Here is a 19,987-nt window from a genome sequence, read left to right as displayed (position 1 = left end):
ACATCGATGGAAAAACGGTCTCGTTTCGATACGAGCGTCCTGCCGTATCTGCTCGTTGCGCCTCAGCTCGCGATTACCGCGCTGTTCTTTCTGTGGCCGGCGGGCGAAGCGCTCTGGCAATCCACGCAGAGTCAGGACGCGTTCGGCACGTCGAGCGAATTCGTCGGCCTCGCGAACTTCAAGCAGCTTTTCGCGGACCCGCTTTATCTGTCGTCGTTCAATACGACGATGATCTTCTGCGCGCTCGTTACCGTGTCGGGACTCGTGATCTCGCTGCTGCTCGCCGCGTGCGCCGACCGCGTGACGCGCGGCGCGAAAGCGTATCAGACGCTGCTCATCTGGCCATATGCCGTCGCGCCCGCGATTGCGGCGGTGTTGTGGTCGTTTCTGTTCAACCCGAGCATCGGGCTCGTGACATATGCGCTCGCGAAGCAGGGCATCGTGTGGAACCACGCGCTGAACGGCACGCAAGCCATGTTTCTCGTCGTGCTCGCGTCGGTGTGGAAGCAGGTCAGCTACAACTTCCTGTTCTTCTATGCGGGACTTCAGGCAATTCCGCAGTCGCTGATCGAAGCCGCGGCCATCGACGGAGCCGGTCCCGTGCGACGCTTTTTCGGCATTGCGCTGCCGCTGCTTTCGCCGACGAGTTTCTTCCTGCTCGTCGTGAATCTGGTCTATGCATTCTTCGACACCTTCCCCGTGATCGACGCCGCCACCGGCGGCGGCCCGGCGCAGTCGACCAAGACACTCATCTACAAGATTTTCGCGGAAGGCTTTCAGGGTCTCGACATCGGTAGTTCGGGCGCGCAATCGGTCGTGCTGATGGTGATCGTCGTTGCGTTGACCATCGTGCAGTTCCGCTTCGTCGAACGCAGGGTGCAATATTCATGATCGAGAACCGACGCGGCTTCGATATCTTCTGTCACGCGGTGCTGCTCGTAGGCGTCGCGCTGATCGTGTTTCCGGTGTATGTCGCGTTCTGCGCGGCCACGATGAATTCGAAGGAAGTCTTCACCGTGCCGCTCTCGCTCGTGCCGAGCACGCATCTCTTCGAAAACGTGGCGAACATCTGGACGCACGGCAGCGGCAACGCGGCGGCGCCTTTCGGACGCATGCTGATCAACAGCCTCGTGATGGCGCTCGTGATCTCCATCGGCAAGATCGCGGTGTCGATCATCTCGGCGTATGCGATCGTGTTCTTCCGCTTTCCGTTCAAGAACTTAGCGTTCTGGTTGATCTTCGTCACGCTCATGCTGCCGGTGGAGGTGCGTATCTTCCCGACGGTGCAGGTCGTGTCGTCGATGCATCTGTCGAACACGTACGCCGGGCTGACGCTGCCGCTCATTGCATCGGCGACCGCTACCTTTCTGTTCCGCCAGTTCTTCATGACGCTGCCGGACGAACTGATGGAAGCGGCGCGCATCGACGGCGCGGGGCCGCTGCGTTTCTTCTGGGATGTCGTGCTGCCGCTGTCGAAGACGAACATCGCGGCGCTCTTCGTCATCACGTTCATCTACGGCTGGAATCAGTATCTGTGGCCGATTCTCATCACCAACGAGCAGTCGCTGCAAACCGCGGTGGTGGGCATCAAGAGCATGATCGCATCGGGCGATACCGCGACCGAGTGGCATCTCGTCATGACCGCGACCTTGCTCGCCATGTTGCCGCCGCTCGCGGTCGTCCTGACGATGCAGCGCTGGTTCGTGCGCGGCCTCGTCGATTCGGAAAAATAACCCAATTACCTTGGCATGACGCCCGAGAACAGAAAGCGTCCGCTCGGGCTCAAACGGGAGACTTCAAACATGATTCTCGAAATCGCGCAGTTGCCGGTCATGGCCGGCGAGGAAAGCGCATTCGAAGCCGCTTTCGACGAAGCGCAGAAGATCATCGCGGCGCAGCCGGGCTATCGTTCGCATGAGCTCGTGCGCGGGGCGGACGCCGGCAACGGCTCGCAATACGTGTTGCTCGTGCGTTGGGATTCGGTCGCGGCGCACGATCCGGGCTTTCGGCAATCGGCGGGTTACCAGCAATGGCGCGCGCTGCTGCATCGCTTCTATGAGCCGGGCATCGCGGTCGCGCATTTCGCGACGGTGTGCGGCGCGCTGCGGGACTGATCGATGGCTGCGTTGAATCTCAAGGCGGTCAGGAAAAGCTACGACGGCAAGAACTTCGTGCTGCATGGCATCGACGTGGCAATCGCGGATGGCGAGTTCGTCGTCATGGTCGGTCCTTCGGGCTGCGGAAAATCGACGTTGCTGCGCATGGTCGCGGGGCTCGAAAGCGTGTCCGAGGGCGAGATCCAGATCGGCGGCAAGGTCGTCAACAAGCTGGAGCCAAAGGATCGCGACATCGCGATGGTGTTCCAGAACTACGCGCTCTATCCGCATATGAGCGTCGCGCAGAACATGGCTTACGCGCTCAAGATCGGCGGCGCGGATCGCGCGACTATCGAGAGCCGCGTGGCGAATGCGGCGCGCATTCTCGAACTCGAACCGCTGCTCGCGCGCAAGCCGCGCGAACTGTCGGGCGGGCAGCGCCAGCGCGTTGCCATGGGCCGCGCGATCGTGCGCGAACCGGCTGTGTTCCTCTTCGACGAACCGCTCTCGAATCTCGACGCGAAACTGCGCGTGCAAATGCGCCTCGAGATTCAACGCCTTCACGCGCGACTCGCAACCACGAGCCTTTACGTTACGCACGACCAGATCGAAGCGATGACGCTCGCGCAACGCGTCATCGTCATGAACAAGGGACACGCCGAGCAGATCGGCGCGCCGACCGAAGTCTACGAGCGGCCGGCGACGGTGTTCGTCGCGAGCTTCATCGGCTCGCCCGCGATGAATCTGCTCGAAGGGCGCTTGTCGGAAAACGGCTCGACGTTCGAGGTGGCGGACGGCGGACCGAAGCTGCCGGTTGCGGGCGCTGCCGGTTTGAACGGCACGATGCACGGCCGCGAGTGGATCATCGGCCTTCGTCCCGAGCATATGACACCGGGCATCGTCGGCGCGGCGAGCGCGACGCTCGATGTCGATTCCACCGAGCTGCTCGGCGCCGACAATCTCGCGCACGGCAAATGGGGCAAGCACGACGTGGCGGCGCGTTTGCCGCATACGCACCGGCCGCAGCGTGGCGAAAAGCTGGCGGTGTCCGTGCCGCCGCAACAACTGCATTTCTTCGATCCGGCGAGCGGTCGGCGCGTCAACTGAAGGGAGTATCCGCGATGAGAACCTGGCCTTATCCCGCAATCGTCGCGCATCGCGGCGGCGGCAAGCTCGCGCCCGAGAACACGCTCGAAGGCATCGACGAAGGCGCGCGGCGCGGTCTGCGCATGATCGAATTCGATGCGAAGCTCTCGGCCGACAATGTGGTTTTTCTGCTGCACGACGATGACGTCGATCGCACGTCGAACGGTCATGGACCCGCACGCTCGATGACTTACGCACAGATCCGTGCACTCGATGCGGGCTCGTGGTTCGGCAAGCCATTCGCGGGCGCGCATATGCCGACGCTCGCTGAAGTACACGCGCGTTGCACGGAACTCGACATGGCGGCAAACGTGGAAATCAAGCCGTGTCCTGGACGCGAAGTCGAGACGGGTGAGCTTGTCGCGCGTGAGACGGCGCGCTTGTGGGCGAGTGCGGAACCAGCGCCGTTGCTGTCGTCGTTTTCATACGAGGCGCTGGAGGCCGCGCGTGACGCGGCACCAGAGCTTCCTCGCGGCATGCTGTACGAGGAAGTTCCGGTCGACTGGCGCGAGCAAACGTCGGCACTCGCATGCGTGTCGCTGCATGCGAGTTACCGGCATTTGAGCGAAGCACTCGTTCGCGAAATCAAGGACGCGGGGTTGCGCGTACTTGCCTACACACCGAATGAACCTGAGCGCGTGAAGTTGCTCGCCCAATGGGGAGTCGATGCGATCTGCACGGATCGCATCGATATCATTGGTGCGGATTTTCTCGCGGGAAGTTGAACGACGCGCGCGGCGCCATTGATACTCGCGCCGCTCGTTCGGTCAGCGAGCGCGGGCCAGCAAAACGCCCGCGACGAGCGCCAGGCCGCCGACAAGTGCAATCGTCTGCCAGGGCTTTTCGTGCAGATACGCATCGGCGTCGTCTATAGCAGCGCCGGCGCGTTGTCGGAGCGCGGCGTGCGTGTCGTTCAAACGGGAACGTGCGCCGTCCAGTTGCGAACTGATTTGCTTGCGCAAGATGGCGGCATCGGCCGATGCGCCGTTCGACAGCGTTTCTTCGAGATCGGAAAGCAGCGCGCGCAACTCGCCGCTGATGTCCTCGGCGGCATCACGGCCATGACGCGCCATACGGCGCGCACGGCGGTTGGTGCTGCTCCAGGAATCTCCGATGGCGTCTCGCGTGTTAGGCAATGCGTTCATAGATCGCTCCGTCGATGGATGAATCGTGGATGGATGACCACACCGCTCGCGAAGAGCGGGAAATCGATGATGCAGCAAATTCGATGCCCATGGGCGCGCACGGTCGTGTCACCAGCAAGACTGTCGGTGAACGGCGTTGCGACAGCGTAATAAATGCGCAAGCTCCGCAAATGCGCGGGTCACATTTACAAGAGCCGGTAAAATCAAATGCCGCCACGCTTCATGCATGGCGGCGCTTTTATTTGCATGCCCGCAAATAAAATTTCGGGAACGCCGTGGTTAATCCAGCGTTCTTAGAAACGATAGCCGACACGCAAATAAGTCACGATGGGATTCAACGTGATCTTCGCTTTCGACTGCACGTTCAACGTGCCAACCGGCGTCTGCGCTTGCGAGTTCAAAGTCGCCGTTGCCTTCAACGGAATGAACGACACGGAAAAACCCGCGAACCAATGCTCCGTGAAGTTATAGACGGCGCCCACGTTGAACACCGGCGCCCACGAACTATCCGTGTCGACGGAGGTCGGACCATGCAGGACGTTGCCTTCGAACGATGAGTTCGTGATCTTGGCGTCGGTGAACCAGGTGCGCGTTACGCCAATGCCGACGAATGGACGAAACTTCGCTTGAGGAGCATTAAAGAAGTATTTGAAAAGCAGCGTTGGGCTCCATTGTTTCGCGCTGCCGAGCTTGCCGTATTGCGAGAACGAGCCTGTGCCTTCGAGGTCGAAGGAGGGCGGAATGCCCATTTCGAATTCCGCCGCAATGTGGTCGGTGGCAAAGTAACCAAGCGTGAAGCCTGCCGTATCCGCGCTTGAAATGCCGGCGCCCGTGCCCTGTACGTCGATATTGACGGGAGATCCGCCTACACTTGTCTCTTTGAGCGGGCCGCTGCTGTCTTGCGGGGCGAAGTGAAACCAGCCAGCGGTTGCGTAGAAGGAACCCGCCGACTGTGCGTGCGCCGCGCTGGCTACACACGCAAATGCCGCTGCTCCCACCATGACTTGTTTTATTTTCAATTTGTGCTCCTCCAGAAAAGCACGCTCATTATGAGCATAAGATTTCAAAGTAACCATAGCGTCGCCGTAGAGCATTTTCCCTAAGACGTGTGCGGCGTTGGAATCGTGTTGCATGGCATTTGCATGTGTTTCGTCCACGCTGCCTCAACATCTCCACAAGGTCCCCGATTGGGGTAACACAAACGCGACCAATGGAATATCCAGAATGGCACGGCTTGCACGACTTTATGTTCCCGATCAGCCGCAGCATGTCATCCTGCGCGGTCTCGACCAGCAACCTGCCTTCGTCGACGACCAGGACTACGAGCTTTTCATCGACTGCTTGAGAACTGCATCACGTGATCATCATCTTTCCATTCATGCATATGCGTTGATGCCGCAGGCGGTGCATCTGCTTGTCACGCCGCGCGACGAATCGAGCCTTCCGAAGGCGATGCAGGCAGTCGGGCGTCGTTACGTGGCGCATTTCAATCGCCGTTACACGCGGCGCGGGACGTTGTGGGAAGGGCGATATCGCGCAACGGTCATCGAGGGTGAACGTTATTTCCTGCTTGCCACGCGCGTGGTTGAAACCGCGCCGGTTCGCGCGGGTCTGGTTGCCGTGCCGCAGGACTACAAGTGGTCGAGTTTTCGGCACCATATCGGGCTGACGCTCGACGGACTGATCACCGACCATCCGCTTTTCTGGTCGCTCGGCAACACGCCGTTCGAACGCCAGCATGCATACAAGGAGTTGTGCGATCAGCCGCTCGACGAGCGTGAGGCTAATCGTCTCCTGCAAGCCACACTGAAAGGCTGGGTGCTCGGCAGCGATGCGTACCGCGATTGGGCATCGCGTGCGGCGAACCGGCGCGTGTCGCCATTGCCGCGCGGACGGCCGCGTAAAGTGCGCGAGACGCCCCAATCTCAATAACCACGGGCATCGCGGAAAACGACGCTTGAAAAGGACGGCGGCACGAAGATTCGGGCGCGCCGTTTATTTTTGCCCAATATCGATATGGAACCAATATTTTGGGGCATGCGTGCACCATATCGATAATTAGTGACGCATCATCATATTTTATTTGCCATCTCTTTGATTGGTCGCGTATATTTCGATTTCCGGCGGTTTTTGCGGCGCAGCGCGCCCGTTGCACGACCGGCTTCGCGGCTTCCAAGTCGAAATAAACGTCGCGGGCGACATAAAAAATGGTTCAACGGCCGAGTCGGCCCCTCACAGTAGAGACGGTGTCCCCATGAACGATCATCAGCAACCGGCAGTCGGTTCGCCTCCCGCCGCGCAGGGCATGTATGACCCTGCCAACGAACATGACGCTTGCGGCGTCGGTTTCGTTGCCCATATCAAGGGGAAAAAGAGCCACGAGATCATTCAGCAGGGTCTCAAGATCCTCGAGAATCTCGATCACCGTGGCGCCGTCGGCGCCGATCCGCTCATGGGCGACGGCGCGGGCATTCTGATTCAGGTTCCGGACGGCTTCTATCGCGAAGAGATGGCCAAGCAAGGCGTGACTTTGCCGCCTGCCGGCGAATACGGCGTCGGCATGATCTTCCTGCCGAAGGAACATGCTTCGCGGCTCGCGTGCGAACAGGAACTGGAACGCACGGTGAAGGCGGAAGGCCAGGTCGTGCTCGGTTGGCGCGACGTCCCGGTCGACGGCAACATGCCTATTTCTCCGACCGTGAAGGCGAGTGAGCCGCTCATCCGCATGATCTTCATCGGGCGCGGCAAGGACATCGTCGTGACGGATGCGCTCGAGCGGAAGCTCTACATCATCCGCAAGACGGCGAGCCACCGCATTCAGGCGCTCAAGCTCAAGCACGGCAAGGAATACTTCGTGCCGTCCATGTCGTCGCGCACGGTCGTGTACAAGGGCCTGCTTCTGGCCGGTCAGGTCGGCGTGTATTACCGCGACCTGCAGGACGAGCGCGTGGTCTCGGCGCTCGCGCTCGTGCACCAGCGCTTCTCGACCAACACGTTCCCGGCGTGGGAACTGGCTCACCCGTATCGCATGATTGCGCACAACGGTGAAATCAACACCGTGAAGGGCAACGTCAACTGGCTGAACGCGCGCACCGGCGCGATCGCCTCCTATGTGCTCGGCGACGATCTGCCCAAGCTCTGGCCGCTGATTTATCCCGGCCAGTCGGACACGGCTTCGTTCGACAACTGTCTCGAACTGCTCGTGATGGCGGGCTATCCGCTCGTCCACGCCATGATGATGATGATTCCCGAGGCATGGGAACAGCACACGCTCATGGACGACAACCGCCGCGCGTTCTACGAGTATCACGCAGCGATGATGGAGCCGTGGGACGGTCCCGCCGCCATCGCGTTCACGGACGGCCGCCAGATCGGCGCCACGCTCGACCGTAACGGCCTGCGTCCGGCGCGCTATCTCATCACCGACGACGACCTCGTGATCCTCGCGTCGGAATCGGGCGTGCTGCCTATCCCGGAATCGAAGATCGTCAAGAAGTGGCGTCTGCAGCCGGGCAAGATGTTCCTGATCGACATGGAACAAGGCCGCATCATCGAGGACAAGGAGCTCAAGGACAACCTCGCGAACGCGAAGCCGTACAAGAGCTGGATCGACGCCGTGCGTATCAAGCTCGACGAAATCGAGCCGAAGGCGGAAGACGTCGAAACGCAGCGTCGCGAAGCCGCCGCGCTGCTCGACCGTCAGCAGGCGTTCGGCTATACGCAGGAAGACCTCAAGTTTCTGATGGCGCCCATGGCGCAGTCGGGCGAAGAGGCCGTGGGCTCGATGGGCAACGACTCGCCGCTCGCGGTCATGTCCGGCAAGAACAAGACGCTCTATCACTACTTCAAGCAGTTGTTCGCGCAAGTGACCAACCCGCCGATCGATCCGATCCGCGAGAACATGGTGATGTCGCTGGTCTCGTTCGTCGGTCCTAAGCCGAATCTGCTAGACACGACCAACATCAACCCGACGATGCGTCTCGAAGTGTCGCAGCCCGTGCTCGACTTCAAAGACATCGCGAAGATTCGCGCCATCGACAAATACACCGGCGGCAAGTTCAGCTCGTACGAACTGAACATCTGCTATCCGGTGGCTTGGGGCAAGGAAGGCGTGGAAGCATGCATTGCGTCGTTGTGCGCCGAAGCCGTCGATGCCGTGAAGTCCGGTTACAACATGCTGATCGTGTCCGACCGCAAGATGGACCGCGACAATGTCGCGATTCCGGCGCTGCTCGCCACGTCGGCCATCCACTCGCATCTCGTGCAGCATGGTCTGCGCACGAGCACGGGTCTCGTCGTCGAAACCGGGTCGGCGCGCGAGACGCATCACTTCGCGCTGCTCGCGGCGTACGGCGCGGAAGCCGTTCACCCGTACCTCGCGCTGGAAACGCTCGCCAACATGGCGGAAGGCTTCAAGGGCGATCTGTCGGCCGAGAAGGTCATCTACAACTTCACGAAGGCGGTCGGCAAGGGCTTGTACAAGGTCATGTCGAAGATGGGCATTTCCACTTACATGTCCTACACCGGCGCACAGATTTTCGAAGCGGTCGGCTTGTCCTCGGAGCTCGTGGAGAAGTATTTCCGTGGCACGGCGTCCAAGGTTGGCGGCATCGGCATCTTCGACGTGGCGGAAGAAGCCATTCGCCTGCATCGCGATGCCTTCGGCGACAACCCGGTTCTCGCGAACATGCTCGATGCGGGCGGCGAATACGCTTATCGCGTGCGCGGCGAAGAGCATATGTGGACGCCGGATGCCATCGCCAAGCTGCAACACTCGGCGCGCAGCAACTCGTATCAGACGTATAAGGAATACGCGCATCTGATCAACGACCAGACGAAGCGTCACATGACGTTCCGTGGTCTGTTCGAGTTCAAGCTCGACCCGTCGAAGGCCATTCCGCTAGACGAAGTGGAGCCGGCGAAGGACATCGTGAAGCGTTTTGCGACCGGCGCCATGTCGCTCGGCTCCATCAGCACGGAAGCGCACGCCACGCTCGCGGTTGCCATGAACCGTATCGGCGGCAAGTCGAACACGGGCGAAGGCGGCGAGGACGAGAAGCGCTACCGGAACGAACTGCGCGGCATTCCGATCAAGACCGGCGACACGCTCAAGTCCCTGATCGGCGATGAAATCGTCACCGACGTCGCGTTGAAAGACGGCGATTCGCTGCGCTCGAAGATCAAGCAGGTTGCATCGGGCCGCTTCGGCGTGACGGCGGAATATCTGTCGTCGGCGGATCAGATTCAGATCAAGATGGCGCAAGGCGCGAAGCCGGGCGAAGGCGGTCAACTGCCGGGCCACAAGGTTTCCGACTATATCGGCAAGCTGCGTTACTCGGTGCCGGGCGTCGGTCTCATTTCACCGCCGCCGCACCACGATATCTATTCGATCGAAGACTTGGCGCAGCTCATTCACGATCTCAAGAACGTGAATTCCGCGGCGAGCATTTCGGTGAAACTGGTGTCCGAAGTGGGCGTCGGCACCATCGCTGCGGGTGTGGCGAAGGCAAAGGCGGATCACGTCGTGATCGCGGGTCATGATGGCGGCACGGGTGCATCGCCCTTGTCGTCGCTCAAGCACGCGGGCACGCCGTGGGAACTCGGTCTTGCCGAAACGCAGCAGACGTTGGTGCTGAACCGTCTGCGCGGCCGTATTCGCGTGCAGGCCGACGGCCAGATGAAAACCGGCCGCGATGTCGTGATCGGCGCGCTGCTCGGCGCGGATGAATTCGGCTTCGCGACGGCGCCGCTCGTCGTCGAAGGCTGCATCATGATGCGCAAGTGCCATCTGAACACGTGCCCGGTCGGCGTCGCGACGCAAGATCCGGTGCTGCGCGCAAAGTTCACTGGCCAGCCGGAACACGTCGTCAACTTCTTCTTCTTCATTGCGGAAGAAGTGCGCGAGATCATGGCGCAACTGGGTATCCGCAAGTTCGAGGATCTGATCGGCCACGCCGAACTGCTCGACACGAAGAAGGGCGTCGAACACTGGAAGGCGAAGGGTCTCGACTTTTCGCGCGTGTTCTATCAAGTGCCGGTGGGCGCGGAAGTCGCGCGCAAGCACGTCGATGTGCAGGACCACGGTCTGGACAAGGCGCTCGATCACGTGTTGATCGAGAAGTCGAAGGCGGCGATCGAGAAGGGCGAGCACGTTTCGTTCATCCAGCCGGTGCGCAACGTGAACCGCACGGTCGGCGCCATGCTGTCCGGGTTGATTGCGAAGAAGTACGGCCACGACGGTTTGCCCGACGACTCCATCCATATCCAGTTGAAGGGCACGGCGGGTCAGAGCTTCGGCGCGTTCCTCGCCAAGGGCGTGACGCTCGACCTCGTCGGCGACGGTAACGACTATGTCGGCAAGGGCATGTCGGGCGGGCGCATCATCATTCGCCCGACCAACGACTTCCGTGGCAAGTCCGAGGAGAACATCATCTGCGGCAACACGGTGATGTACGGCGCTATCGAAGGCGAGTCGTACTTCCGTGGCGTCGCGGGCGAGCGCTTCTGCGTGCGTAACTCGGGCGCGACGGCAGTCGTCGAAGGCACGGGCGATCACGGCTGCGAATACATGACGGGCGGCACGGTGGTCGTGCTCGGCGAGACGGGCCGTAACTTCGCGGCGGGCATGTCGGGCGGCGTCGCGTTCGTGTTCGATCCGGACGGCACATTCGGCGCCAAGTGCAACAAGACCATGGTGGCCCTCGATCCGGTGCTGCAACAGGCCGAACAGGAGCGCACGGTGGATCGCGCGCTGTGGCATGCCGGCAAGACCGACGAAGCGCTGCTCAAGGGTTTGATCGAGCGTCACTTCCAGTTCACCGGATCGCCGCGTGCCAAGGCGCTGCTCGAAAACTGGGATGCGTCGCGCCGTCAGTTCGTGAAGGTGTTCCCGACCGACTACAAGCGCGCGCTCGGCGAGATCGGCGCGAAGAAGGCAAAGGACGCACTCGCGGCCTGAGCGGTCTCACTATAGAAGAGCTCTCCGGTACGCCGGAGAGCGAGTTCCTCACTAAATACAGAGAAAGAAGAGAACCACATGGGCAAGGCAACCGGTTTTCTCGAGTTCGAACGCCGCCACGAGGCGTACGAAGCACCGCTGACCCGCGTCAAGCATTACAAGGAATTCGTCGCCGCGCTGACCGATGAAGACGCCAAGGTTCAGGGCGCGCGCTGCATGGACTGCGGCATTCCGTTCTGCAACAACGGTTGTCCGGTGAACAACATCATTCCGGACTTCAACGATCTCGTGTTCCGTCAGGACTGGAAGAGCGCGATCGAAGTGCTGCATTCGACCAACAACTTCCCCGAGTTCACGGGACGCATTTGTCCGGCGCCGTGCGAGTCGGCTTGCACGCTCGGCATCAATGACGATCCGGTGGGAATCAAGTCGATCGAGCACGCGATCATCGACAAGGCGTGGACCGAAGGCTGGGTCGCGCCGCAGCCGCCCAAACACAAGACCGGCAAGAAGGTTGCGGTGGTCGGCTCCGGTCCCGCCGGGCTCGCGGTCGCGCAGCAACTGGGACGCGCCGGTCACGACGTGGTCGTGTTCGAAAAGAACGATCGCATTGGTGGTTTGCTGCGTTATGGCATTCCCGACTTCAAGCTGGAGAAGTGGCTGATCGACCGCCGCATGCGCCAGATGGAAGCGGAAGGCGTGTCGTTCCGCACCAACGTGTTCATCGGCAAGGACGCGCTGCCGGGGCACATCGGCAATACGGCCAAGGAAACCATCACGCCGGACGAACTGAAAGAACAGTTCGATGCGGTCGTGGTGGCGGGCGGTTCGGAAACGCCGCGCGATCTGCCGGTGCCGGGGCGCGAGCTGGAAGGCATCTATTACGCGATGGAATTCCTGCCGCAGCAGAACAAGGTCAACGCAGGCGACAAGCTCGCGGAGCAACTGGTCGCGAAGGGCAAGCATGTCGTCGTGATCGGCGGTGGCGACACGGGTTCGGATTGCGTCGGCACCTCGAACCGGCATGGCGCGAAGGGCGTGGTGCAGTTCGAACTGCTCGCGCAGCCGCCCGAGGAAGAGAACAAGCCGCTCGTGTGGCCCTACTGGCCGATCAAGCTGCGTACGTCGTCGTCGCATGAAGAGGGTTGCGAGCGTGACTGGTCGGTTGCGACGAAGCGTTTCGAAGGCAAGAACGGCAAGGTCGAGAAGCTGATCGCGGTGCGCGTCGAGTGGAAGAACGGCAAGATGCAGGAAGTGCCGAACAGCGAGTTCGAGCTGAAGGCCGACCTCGTGCTGCTCGCCATGGGCTTCACGCAGCCAGCTTCGCCGGTGCTGGATGCGTTTGGCGTCGACAAGGACGCGCGCGGTAACGTGCGCGCCTCGACCGAAGGTGACAAAGCGTATTACACGTCGGTGGACAAGGTGTTCACCGCAGGCGATATGCGGCGCGGTCAGTCGCTCGTGGTGTGGGCGATTCGCGAAGGGCGTCAGTGCGCGCGGTCGGTGGATGCGTATTTGATGGGCAGTAGCGAATTGCCGCGATAAGAGAGCGGGGTTGATGGGAGAAAAGGGCGGGCCTTTGGGGTTCGCCCTTTTTTGTTGGCGGGGTTATGCCGTTCTCAGGCGATGGCGGATTTTCTTTTCGAGTGCGCCTTTCGCGTCGAGCGAGTCCACCATGTCGTTGGCGGCGTTCATTAAACGACGTAAATCACCGCTCGGTAACGCGCTGGCATCCTGAAAAACCACGATCGAATCGAACGACTCGATGTGCTGATCGATATGCTGAAGGACGATAGTTGCCAGCCGCGCTCGTTCCCGCGTGGCGACACCGAATACGAAAAGAGGTGCGCGGCCGCCTCTGAGCGAGAAGTCGATTGGGTAGTCAGCGGCGTCGGGAACTTGCGGCGCCAGATAGTTCTCGAGCACGTTGTCTACTCCGACAATCTCTATCAGATGACGCTTCAGGTCGTCGGAAAAAGTCGATGCGACACGTGACTTGCTCCATGTCTTTAGGTCGTTGACGCGCACCAAGGCTTGACCATAGCGAAGCAAAGACATGCCGAGTGAAGTTTCGTCTGACTCGGACACGATCTGCCCATCTTCTCCAAGGCGCGCGCCGTATTCCGCCAGCATCTTGTCCAGCAGCACACGGCGTGGACCGCGCGTGAGAAGAGTAGCGTCGGAGTCGTAGGAAATGCGCATCAACGTCGTGCCCGCATCTTCGATGAGCCAGCCGCCCATCGTTTGACGAAGCCAGACCGTCACGTAGTCGCCATCCGGTTCCAGCAGCGGCATGGACAAGCGAAGCGCATCACCGTCTTGTGCCACGTCCAGCTCGGAACACCATGACTCGCAGAGCAGTCGTTTAACCGTATCAGGTGCGTCGCGCAGCATGTCAGAACTCGAGCTCGGATTGAAACGGGTTGTAGTCAAGCAAGTCGACGCTGCAATCCCTGCAGAGACAATCAAATGCTCCCTCAACCGAATTGTAGTCGTAGACCGATTCAGCATAGCCGTCCGGATCGTGGCCGGCACGGATGTATCGTTCGGTGGCGACATGCTTGTGACAGCCTAAGGGAACCTTGACGCGCTCGATAACATTTCTGTGCCCGTGATAAGGACCGTTGTAACGCACGAGCACAAGGGTTGCATCAGGTGACCACACACGCGCGAGACCGACTGAAAACGCACTGGCTCTGGTCAGCGAGACGCGAAGAAAGAGCCGATAAACCTGTGTCATATCGCGTGCATCGTGGAGCACGTAATTCTTTTCGCGGTGACCGCCTTTCGTTACCCACCGCGCCCCCTTGTTGACGATGGATTTTGGCGCGTGGCGCATCGATTCGAGATCGTCGTCTGTCAGTAGAAGGAAGTCCATCGATTGTTTGTGACTGTGTGCCGTAACGCTTCGAAGTCTATGACGTCGCGCGCAGGGCAAGTTACTCACCGCCACAAATAAGAAAAACCGCACCCACAATTGCTCGCGGATGCGGTTCTTCCTTCAGCAAGAGACGGAATCAAGCCTCCGCCATCGTCCTCTCTATCTCGATCCGATAATCATGGAACAGCGCCACCGACTCCCGGTGCGCAACGCTCAAAATCGCCGCCTTCGGCAAACGTTCGACGAGCGTGTTGTAGATATGCAGTTCGTTATCCGCATCGAGGGCGCTGGTGGCTTCGTCGAGGAACAGGAAGTCGGGCTCGTGCAGCAGCACGCGCGCGGCGGCAAGACGCTGTTGCTCGCCCGGCGACAAGCTGCGCGCCCAGTGCGCATTTTCTTCCAGGCGGTCGCCATACTCGGCCAGATTGCACAGACGCAGCGCCTCGCGCGATTCCTCGTCGGTGAAGGTGCCACCCGGCGACGGATAGCTCAACGCCGCGCGCAGCGTGCCGATCGGCAGATAGCTCACTTGCGGGATAAACAGCATCTTCGCGTCGACGGGTGCGTCGATACTACCGTCGCCAAACGGCCAAAGGCCCGCCAGAGCCCGCATCAGCGTGCTCTTGCCCGCGCCCGACGGCCCGACTATCAGCCAGCGCGATCCCGGTTCTATCGTCACATCGCCCACGCGCGAAAGCGGCGTGCCATTCGGCAACGCGAGCGCAAGCCCCTTGGTCGTCAGCGCTTTCGTGCTCGTGTAATGCAGGTTGATACCGCCATGCGCCGTTGCCGGCGACGTTTCCTCGCGGATATGCGTCGAGCGCATCACACGCTTGAATTCGCGCAGACGATTCACCGTGGCGCGCCATTCGACCAAGGTCGAGTAACTGTTGATGAACCAGGAGAACGAATCGCTGACCGTGCCGAACGCCGATGAAATCTGCATCAAGACGCCGAACGAGAACGCGCCCGCGAAGTAGCGCGGCGCGGCAACCATGATCGGGAAGATGATGGCGATCTGTCCGTAGAAACTGAGCACGAAGGTCATGCGCTTCGTGTACTTCATGATCATCCACCAGTTGTCGCGAATGCGCTGGAAAATGGTCTTCGCGTTGGCCGTCTCGGTGGCGATGCCATCGTAAAACGCGATCTGCTCGGCATTCTCGCGCACGCGAATCAGCCCGAAGCGGAAATCGGCCTCGACCTTCTGTTGCTGGTAGTTGATCGACACCAGCGGATGCCCGACCTTCTGGATGATGACCGAGCCGATGATCGCGTAAAGCGCCGCCGCCCAGACCATGTAGCCGGGAATGACGAGCGGCGTGCCGAATGCCGTGATGGTCAGCGCGCCCGCGAGCGTCCACAAAATGGTGATGAACGTGACGAGCGTGACGAGCGTGGAAAGCAGATCGAGCGACAGAGACAGCGTGGTGGTCGCGAAGGATTGCAGGTCGTCGCTGATCCGCTGGTCGGGGTTATCGGCAAGACGGTCGCGTTCTATGCGGTAAAAAGCGCGGTCGCCGAACCACTGTTCGAGATACTTGTTGGTCAGCCACTGGCGCCAGCGGAAGCCGAGCATCTGCCGCAGATACCGCCCATAAACCGCGAGCAGAATGTACGCGAAGGCGAGGCCGGTGAAGACCAGCAGCAGGTGCGGAAAGTCGTGGACGTTCTTGTTCTGCAGCGCGTTGTAGAACGCCGCGCTCCAGCTGTTGAGCCGCACGTTGATCCATACGACCGTCATGTTGATCGCGATGATGGCAACGAGCAGACCCCACGCGAAGCCGCGCTCCTCCGAGACCCAGTAGGGCTTTATGAGGCTCCACGCAGAGACCGTGTCGGCTTGTTGCTGCGTGTTTTCCGGTTGAGAATTGGCCATGACCTTCCTGATGATATGCCGGTCCGAGTTACGAATGGACGCACCGCGCCGCGATACTCGCACGCGCAGCCTCTTTCCTGTCCCGCAGATTGTTCAGAGGTTCCCTTAACTGCCGCTTAATTCCGTGCTCATTCGCACAACCATGCGGAGAACCATGCTCGCGGCATTGTGCCAGAGTGCCGACCGAGGCGACCAAAGGCGGGGAATCCCGGTTTGCAGCGGCTTTGGCTTTCATGGTCTAATGATCTTCGACGAAACAGGGGTGCTTCGCGCGCGATGTCATCGAATTATCGGTGTGCTGGCGCGGCGAGGCTGAGAGAGACCCTTTGCACCCGATCCGGGTAATACCGGCGAGGGAAGTTTCCGGAGAACGCGCGGCCGTCGCGCCTTTCCTCCAGGTTCTTCCATCATCATTCATTTCCGCCTGGCGCGCGTTGTTTGCGTTGCCGCTGCCGGGCCGGTCTCTCCTCTGCAAGTTTTGTCTTCGCGTTCGTGCGTTTGCTGCACGGCGTTATCAGTCGTGGATAAGACCGGAGCGGCGCACAGCCTCGTTTCGATCGACAGGAGACATCGGAAAAGTGAACACGATCGATCAGCCCGCCGCGCGCCGGCCAGACTTCGCCGTCATCGGCGGAGGACTCGTCGGGCGGCTCGTGGCGTGGCAACTCGCGGGCGCGGGCCACGGCGTCGCGCTATACGAGCGCGGCGACGAGGCGGGCACGCAGTCGGCTGCGTGGGTGGCCGCCGCGATGCTCGCGCCGCTCGCCGAGGCGACGAGTGCGGAGCCGCTCGTCGTCGAACTCGGCGCGGCGTCGCTGGAACGCTGGCCGGGTCTCATCGCCGATTTGCCCGAGCCGGTTTACTTTCAGCGCAACGGCACGCTCGTCGTCTGGCACGGCGCGGATCGCGCGGAAGCGCCGCTATTCGAACGCAGGTTGCGCGCCAACGCGCCTGCAAGCTTGCTCGATGGCGGCTTCGTCAAGCTCTCGGGTGCGGAAGTCGCGCAAGCAGAACCCGCGCTCGGCACGCGTTTCGCGCAAGGCTGGCTGCTGCCGCACGAAGGTCAACTCGACAATCGTCAGGCGCTTCGAGCGCTCGCGGCCGGACTTGGGGCGCGCGGCGTGCGCACGCACTGGAATTCTCCGGTCGATGCCATGCCCGACGCGCGCTGGATCATCGATTGCCGTGGGCTGGGCGGCAAAACGGCGTGGCCCGCGTTGCGTGGTATTCGCGGGGAAGTGGCGCGCGTGCATGCGCCGGGCATCGGGTTGTCGCGGCCGGTGCGGCTGCTGCATCCGCGTTATCCGCTGTATATCGCGCCGAAAGAGGACGATCTTTACGTGATCGGCGCGACCGAAGTCGAAGGCGAGGACATGTCACCCGTGAGCGTGCGCTCGGCGCTGGAACTGATGAGTGCGGCGTTCGCGGTGCATCCGGGTTTCGGCGAGGCGCGCATCCTCGAACTCAATTCTCAGTGCCGGCCGACGCTGCCGGATCATCGGCCGGCCATCGTCTGGGACGGGGCGCGGACCGTGCGCGTGAACGGCCTGTATCGGCACGGCTTCATGATCGCGCCGGAAGTCGCCGATGCCGCCTGCGCACTCGCCCAAGCCATCGCGGGCGGAACCGTCGCGGACGCCGCATCGTTCGCGGATTATCGCGGCGGCGCGCGCTGGTCCGAACTTCTGCATAGCGAACCGGCCATCGCGGCCGCGCTCTAGTCATCGAAAGTCAAAGCCATGAACATCCACATCAATCAGCGCGAATTCAGTCTGACCGATGCCGCCACCGTCACCGACGCGCTCGCCGTATTCGGCGCCAAACCGCCGTTCGCGGTCGCGCTCAACGGACAGTTCGTCGCGCGCGGCGAGCACGGCACGAAGACGCTTCGAGCCGGCGACAAGCTCGACGTCGTGTCGCCCGTCGCGGGCGGCTGAATCTATCGAATCCGAAGGATCGAATCATGACCTCACACACCGCCGCCCATAGTCTTACGCTCTACGGCCAGACGTTCCCGAGCCGTGTGCTGCTCGGCACATCGCGTTATCCGTCGCTGCAATCGCTTTCGGATTCCATCGATGCCGCGCGGCCCGGCATGGTGACCGTCGCGCTGCGCCGTCAGTCCGAGACTGGCGAGGCCGGTTTTTTCGATGTCCTCAAGCGTCACGGCGTCGCGCTGCTGCCAAACACGGCGGGCTGCCATAGCGTCGATGAAGTGCTGACCACCGCCTACATGGCGCGCGAGGTTTTCGACACGCCGTGGATCAAGCTGGAACTGATCGGCGACGACTACACGTTGCAGCCCGACCCGATCGGCCTCGTCGAAGCGGCGGGCAAGCTCGTGCGCGACGGCTTCAAGGTGCTGCCTTATTGCACCGAGGATCTCGTGATCGGCCGCCGTCTGCTCGACGCCGGCTGCGAGGCGTTGATGCCCTGGGGCGCGCCCATCGGCACCGGCAAGGGCGTGACCAATCCCTACGGTCTGCGCACGTTGCGCGAGCGGCTGCCAGACGTGCCGCTGATCGTCGATGCAGGCCTCGGCGTGCCCTCGCATGCGTGCCAGGTGATGGAGTGGGGTTTCGACGGCGTGCTCTTGAACACCGCCGTGTCGCAGGCGACCTTTCCGTCGCAGATGGCGCGCGCGTTCGCGCTGGGTGTCGAAGCCGGACGCACGGCGTTTCTCGCCGGTCCGATGGCCGAGCGCGACAGCGCGCAGGCCAGCACGCCGGTCGTTGGCATGCCGTTCTGGCATCAGGACGGAGGTGCTGCATGAGCTTGCTCGGACACGAAGTTTTCTGGCCGCCGGCGGATGAGTTGACCGAAGTCGCCGAACGTATCCGCGCGCGGCTCGGCGAGTGGCCCGCGCCGCCAACGCGCTGGCGCATCTGCCTGACCGTGCCGGATACGCCAAGTGCGCAGGATCTGCTCGTCGTCAACGAGCCATACGCCGCGGGCAATGCGACGGTGCTGGAAGCGTACGAACATCGCGTGATATTGCTGCATGCAGGCGCGCGCCACGTTCTCGAAGGCGAGCGTTCCGACGACTGGCTGGCTGCGCTGGCGGCGTTCCTCGACTGCAATTTCGAACCGCACGATGCGCTCGTCCTGGCAATGGCATGGCGCGCCGGCGACGAACAGAAAGAAGACGCGTGGCCAAGCGACTTCGACACGTTCCCGCGCGTCGGCGATCTTCCACCCGCGCCGGAACCTGCTTTTCCCGCTTGCCCGGACAAGCTCGGTCTTTACCCCGTCTTGCCGAGCGCGAATTGGGTCGAACGCGTGCTGGACCTCGGAGTGCGCACGGCGCAGTTGCGCCGCAAGACCACCGACGCAGCGGACCTTCACGGCGAAATCGAGCGTTCGGTCGTGGCGGGGCAGCGGCATCAGGCGCAGCTTTTCATCAACGATCATTGGCGCGAAGCGATCGCCGCACGCGCTTACGGCGTGCATCTCGGTCAGGAAGATGTCGAAACCGCCGATCTGCAGGCAATCGCGCAAGCCGGGTTGCGCCTCGGACTTTCGACGCACGGCTATTACGAGATGCTTCGCGCGCTGCACTTCCGGCCGAGCTATCTCGCGCTCGGCGCGGTGTTTCCCACCACGACGAAAGTCATGCCCACCAAACCGCAAGGCCTGGCGCGGCTTACACGCTACGTAAAGCTTCTGAAAGGACGTGTGCCGCTCGTCGCGATCGGCGGTATCGACGGCAAGGTATTGCCCGAGGTGCTGGCGACCAGCGTAGGAAGCGCTGCTGTCGTGCGTGCCGTGACAGAAGCGGCGGACACCGAAGCCGCCGTCGAGTCGCTACAACAAAGCTTTGCAAATCAAGGGTAAATGTTCTGAAAATCATATCGGGTAGAGCGTAGGTAAAGCACCGATTGC

General features: G+C 61.6%; 18 protein-coding genes and 1 riboswitch. Of the genes, 13 read left to right on the top strand and 5 right to left on the bottom strand.

The genetic code is table 11. From position 1 onward, the window contains the following. Window positions 1-6: 6 nt before the first annotated feature. The 5 genes from ugpA (at window position 7) to ugpQ (ending at window position 3,967) form a co-directional block, all read left to right on the top strand. A complete protein-coding gene (gene ugpA / locus NCR40_RS12175; protein WP_244826404.1) occupies window positions 7-891 on the top strand; it encodes a sn-glycerol-3-phosphate ABC transporter permease UgpA in 885 nt (294 codons plus the stop codon). Continuing rightward, window positions 888-1,733, top strand: a complete 846-nt coding sequence (gene ugpE, locus NCR40_RS12170) for a sn-glycerol-3-phosphate ABC transporter permease UgpE (protein WP_244826403.1) — start codon at window positions 888-890, stop codon at window positions 1,731-1,733. Before ugpA ends, ugpE begins: the two co-directional genes overlap by 4 nt. A 69-nt stretch (window positions 1,734-1,802) precedes the next feature. Continuing rightward, window positions 1,803-2,114 carry an antibiotic biosynthesis monooxygenase family protein gene (locus NCR40_RS12165; RefSeq protein ID WP_244826402.1) on the top strand — a complete coding sequence of 104 codons (312 nt, stop codon included), beginning with the start codon at window positions 1,803-1,805 and terminating at the stop codon, window positions 2,112-2,114. A 3-nt stretch (window positions 2,115-2,117) separates the two neighbouring features. Further along, window positions 2,118-3,203, top strand: a complete 1,086-nt coding sequence (locus NCR40_RS12160) for a sn-glycerol-3-phosphate import ATP-binding protein UgpC (protein ID WP_250465841.1) — start codon at window positions 2,118-2,120, stop codon at window positions 3,201-3,203. Window positions 3,204-3,217: 14 nt separating this feature from the next. Next, window positions 3,218-3,967, top strand: a complete 750-nt coding sequence (ugpQ, locus tag NCR40_RS12155; RefSeq protein ID WP_250509570.1) for a glycerophosphodiester phosphodiesterase — start codon at window positions 3,218-3,220, stop codon at window positions 3,965-3,967. A gap of 42 nt (window positions 3,968-4,009) precedes the next feature. On the opposite strand, the gene NCR40_RS12150 is transcribed toward ugpQ, so the two are convergent. After that, a complete protein-coding gene (locus NCR40_RS12150; protein WP_250509569.1) occupies window positions 4,010-4,387 on the bottom strand; it encodes an ElaB/YgaM/YqjD family protein in 378 nt (125 codons plus the stop codon). 29 nt (window positions 4,388-4,416) lie between these two features. Between NCR40_RS12150 and NCR40_RS12145 the strand changes: the two genes are divergently transcribed. Further along, window positions 4,417-4,647 carry a hypothetical protein gene (locus NCR40_RS12145; protein ID WP_250465837.1) on the top strand — a complete coding sequence of 77 codons (231 nt, stop codon included), beginning with the start codon at window positions 4,417-4,419 and terminating at the stop codon, window positions 4,645-4,647. Window positions 4,648-4,680: 33 nt separating this feature from the next. On the opposite strand, the gene NCR40_RS12140 is transcribed toward NCR40_RS12145, so the two are convergent. Continuing rightward, entirely contained in the window at window positions 4,681-5,388 is a 708-nt protein-coding gene (locus tag NCR40_RS12140; RefSeq protein WP_370652139.1) for an OmpW/AlkL family protein, read from the bottom strand. Between the two features lie 223 nt (window positions 5,389-5,611). On the opposite strand from NCR40_RS12140, the gene NCR40_RS12135 reads away from it, so the two are divergent. The 3 genes from NCR40_RS12135 to NCR40_RS12125 all read left to right on the top strand — a co-directional run bounded on the left by NCR40_RS12135 (window position 5,612) and on the right by NCR40_RS12125 (window position 12,890). Then, complete coding sequence (locus NCR40_RS12135; protein ID WP_250509568.1) at window positions 5,612-6,319, top strand: transposase; 708 nt, start codon at window positions 5,612-5,614, stop codon at window positions 6,317-6,319. 322 nt (window positions 6,320-6,641) lie between these two features. Next, the gene (locus NCR40_RS12130) at window positions 6,642-11,345 is read left to right on the top strand and encodes a glutamate synthase-related protein (protein WP_244826395.1); all 4,704 of its coding nucleotides are present in this window, start codon (window positions 6,642-6,644) and stop codon (window positions 11,343-11,345) included. Window positions 11,346-11,423: 78 nt separating this feature from the next. Then, window positions 11,424-12,890 (top strand): glutamate synthase subunit beta, encoded by a 1,467-nt coding sequence (locus NCR40_RS12125; protein ID WP_250465834.1) that lies wholly within the window; start codon window positions 11,424-11,426, stop codon window positions 12,888-12,890. 63 nt (window positions 12,891-12,953) lie between these two features. On the opposite strand, the gene NCR40_RS12120 is transcribed toward NCR40_RS12125, so the two are convergent. From NCR40_RS12120 to NCR40_RS12110, 3 genes are all read right to left on the bottom strand, one after another. After that, complete coding sequence (locus NCR40_RS12120; RefSeq protein ID WP_244826393.1) at window positions 12,954-13,739, bottom strand: DUF1828 domain-containing protein; 786 nt, start codon at window positions 13,737-13,739, stop codon at window positions 12,954-12,956. A gap of 1 nt (window position 13,740) precedes the next feature. Next, entirely contained in the window at window positions 13,741-14,223 is a 483-nt protein-coding gene (locus NCR40_RS12115; RefSeq protein WP_244826392.1) for a hypothetical protein, read from the bottom strand. Between the two features lie 139 nt (window positions 14,224-14,362). Beyond that, the gene (locus NCR40_RS12110) at window positions 14,363-16,105 is read right to left on the bottom strand and encodes an ABC transporter ATP-binding protein/permease (protein ID WP_250509567.1); all 1,743 of its coding nucleotides are present in this window, start codon (window positions 16,103-16,105) and stop codon (window positions 14,363-14,365) included. A gap of 248 nt (window positions 16,106-16,353) precedes the next feature. Continuing rightward, window positions 16,354-16,481, top strand: a riboswitch (TPP riboswitch). A 202-nt stretch (window positions 16,482-16,683) separates the two neighbouring features. Here NCR40_RS12110 and NCR40_RS12105 point away from each other — a divergent pair. From NCR40_RS12105 to thiE, 4 genes are read left to right on the top strand one after another with little or no spacing between them, the layout of a single operon-like run. Beyond that, window positions 16,684-17,826 (top strand): FAD-dependent oxidoreductase, encoded by a 1,143-nt coding sequence (locus NCR40_RS12105; RefSeq protein WP_250509566.1) that lies wholly within the window; start codon window positions 16,684-16,686, stop codon window positions 17,824-17,826. A gap of 18 nt (window positions 17,827-17,844) precedes the next feature. Next, complete coding sequence (thiS, locus tag NCR40_RS12100) at window positions 17,845-18,042, top strand: sulfur carrier protein ThiS (protein WP_250509565.1); 198 nt, start codon at window positions 17,845-17,847, stop codon at window positions 18,040-18,042. Between the two features lie 26 nt (window positions 18,043-18,068). Continuing rightward, window positions 18,069-18,878: a thiazole synthase gene (locus NCR40_RS12095; RefSeq protein WP_250509564.1), complete on the top strand. Its 810-nt coding sequence runs from the start codon at window positions 18,069-18,071 to the stop codon at window positions 18,876-18,878. Continuing rightward, window positions 18,875-19,939 carry a thiamine phosphate synthase gene (gene thiE, locus NCR40_RS12090; protein ID WP_250509563.1) on the top strand — a complete coding sequence of 355 codons (1,065 nt, stop codon included), beginning with the start codon at window positions 18,875-18,877 and terminating at the stop codon, window positions 19,937-19,939. The genes NCR40_RS12095 and thiE overlap by 4 nt, the downstream gene beginning before the upstream one ends. Window positions 19,940-19,987 lie beyond the last annotated feature (48 nt).

Source organism: Caballeronia sp. GACF4, from assembly GCF_023631025.1.
Lineage (GTDB): Bacteria > Pseudomonadota > Gammaproteobacteria > Burkholderiales > Burkholderiaceae > Caballeronia.
Note: the sequence above shows the minus strand (reverse complement) of the source record. Positions and strands in the feature narration are given on the sequence as shown.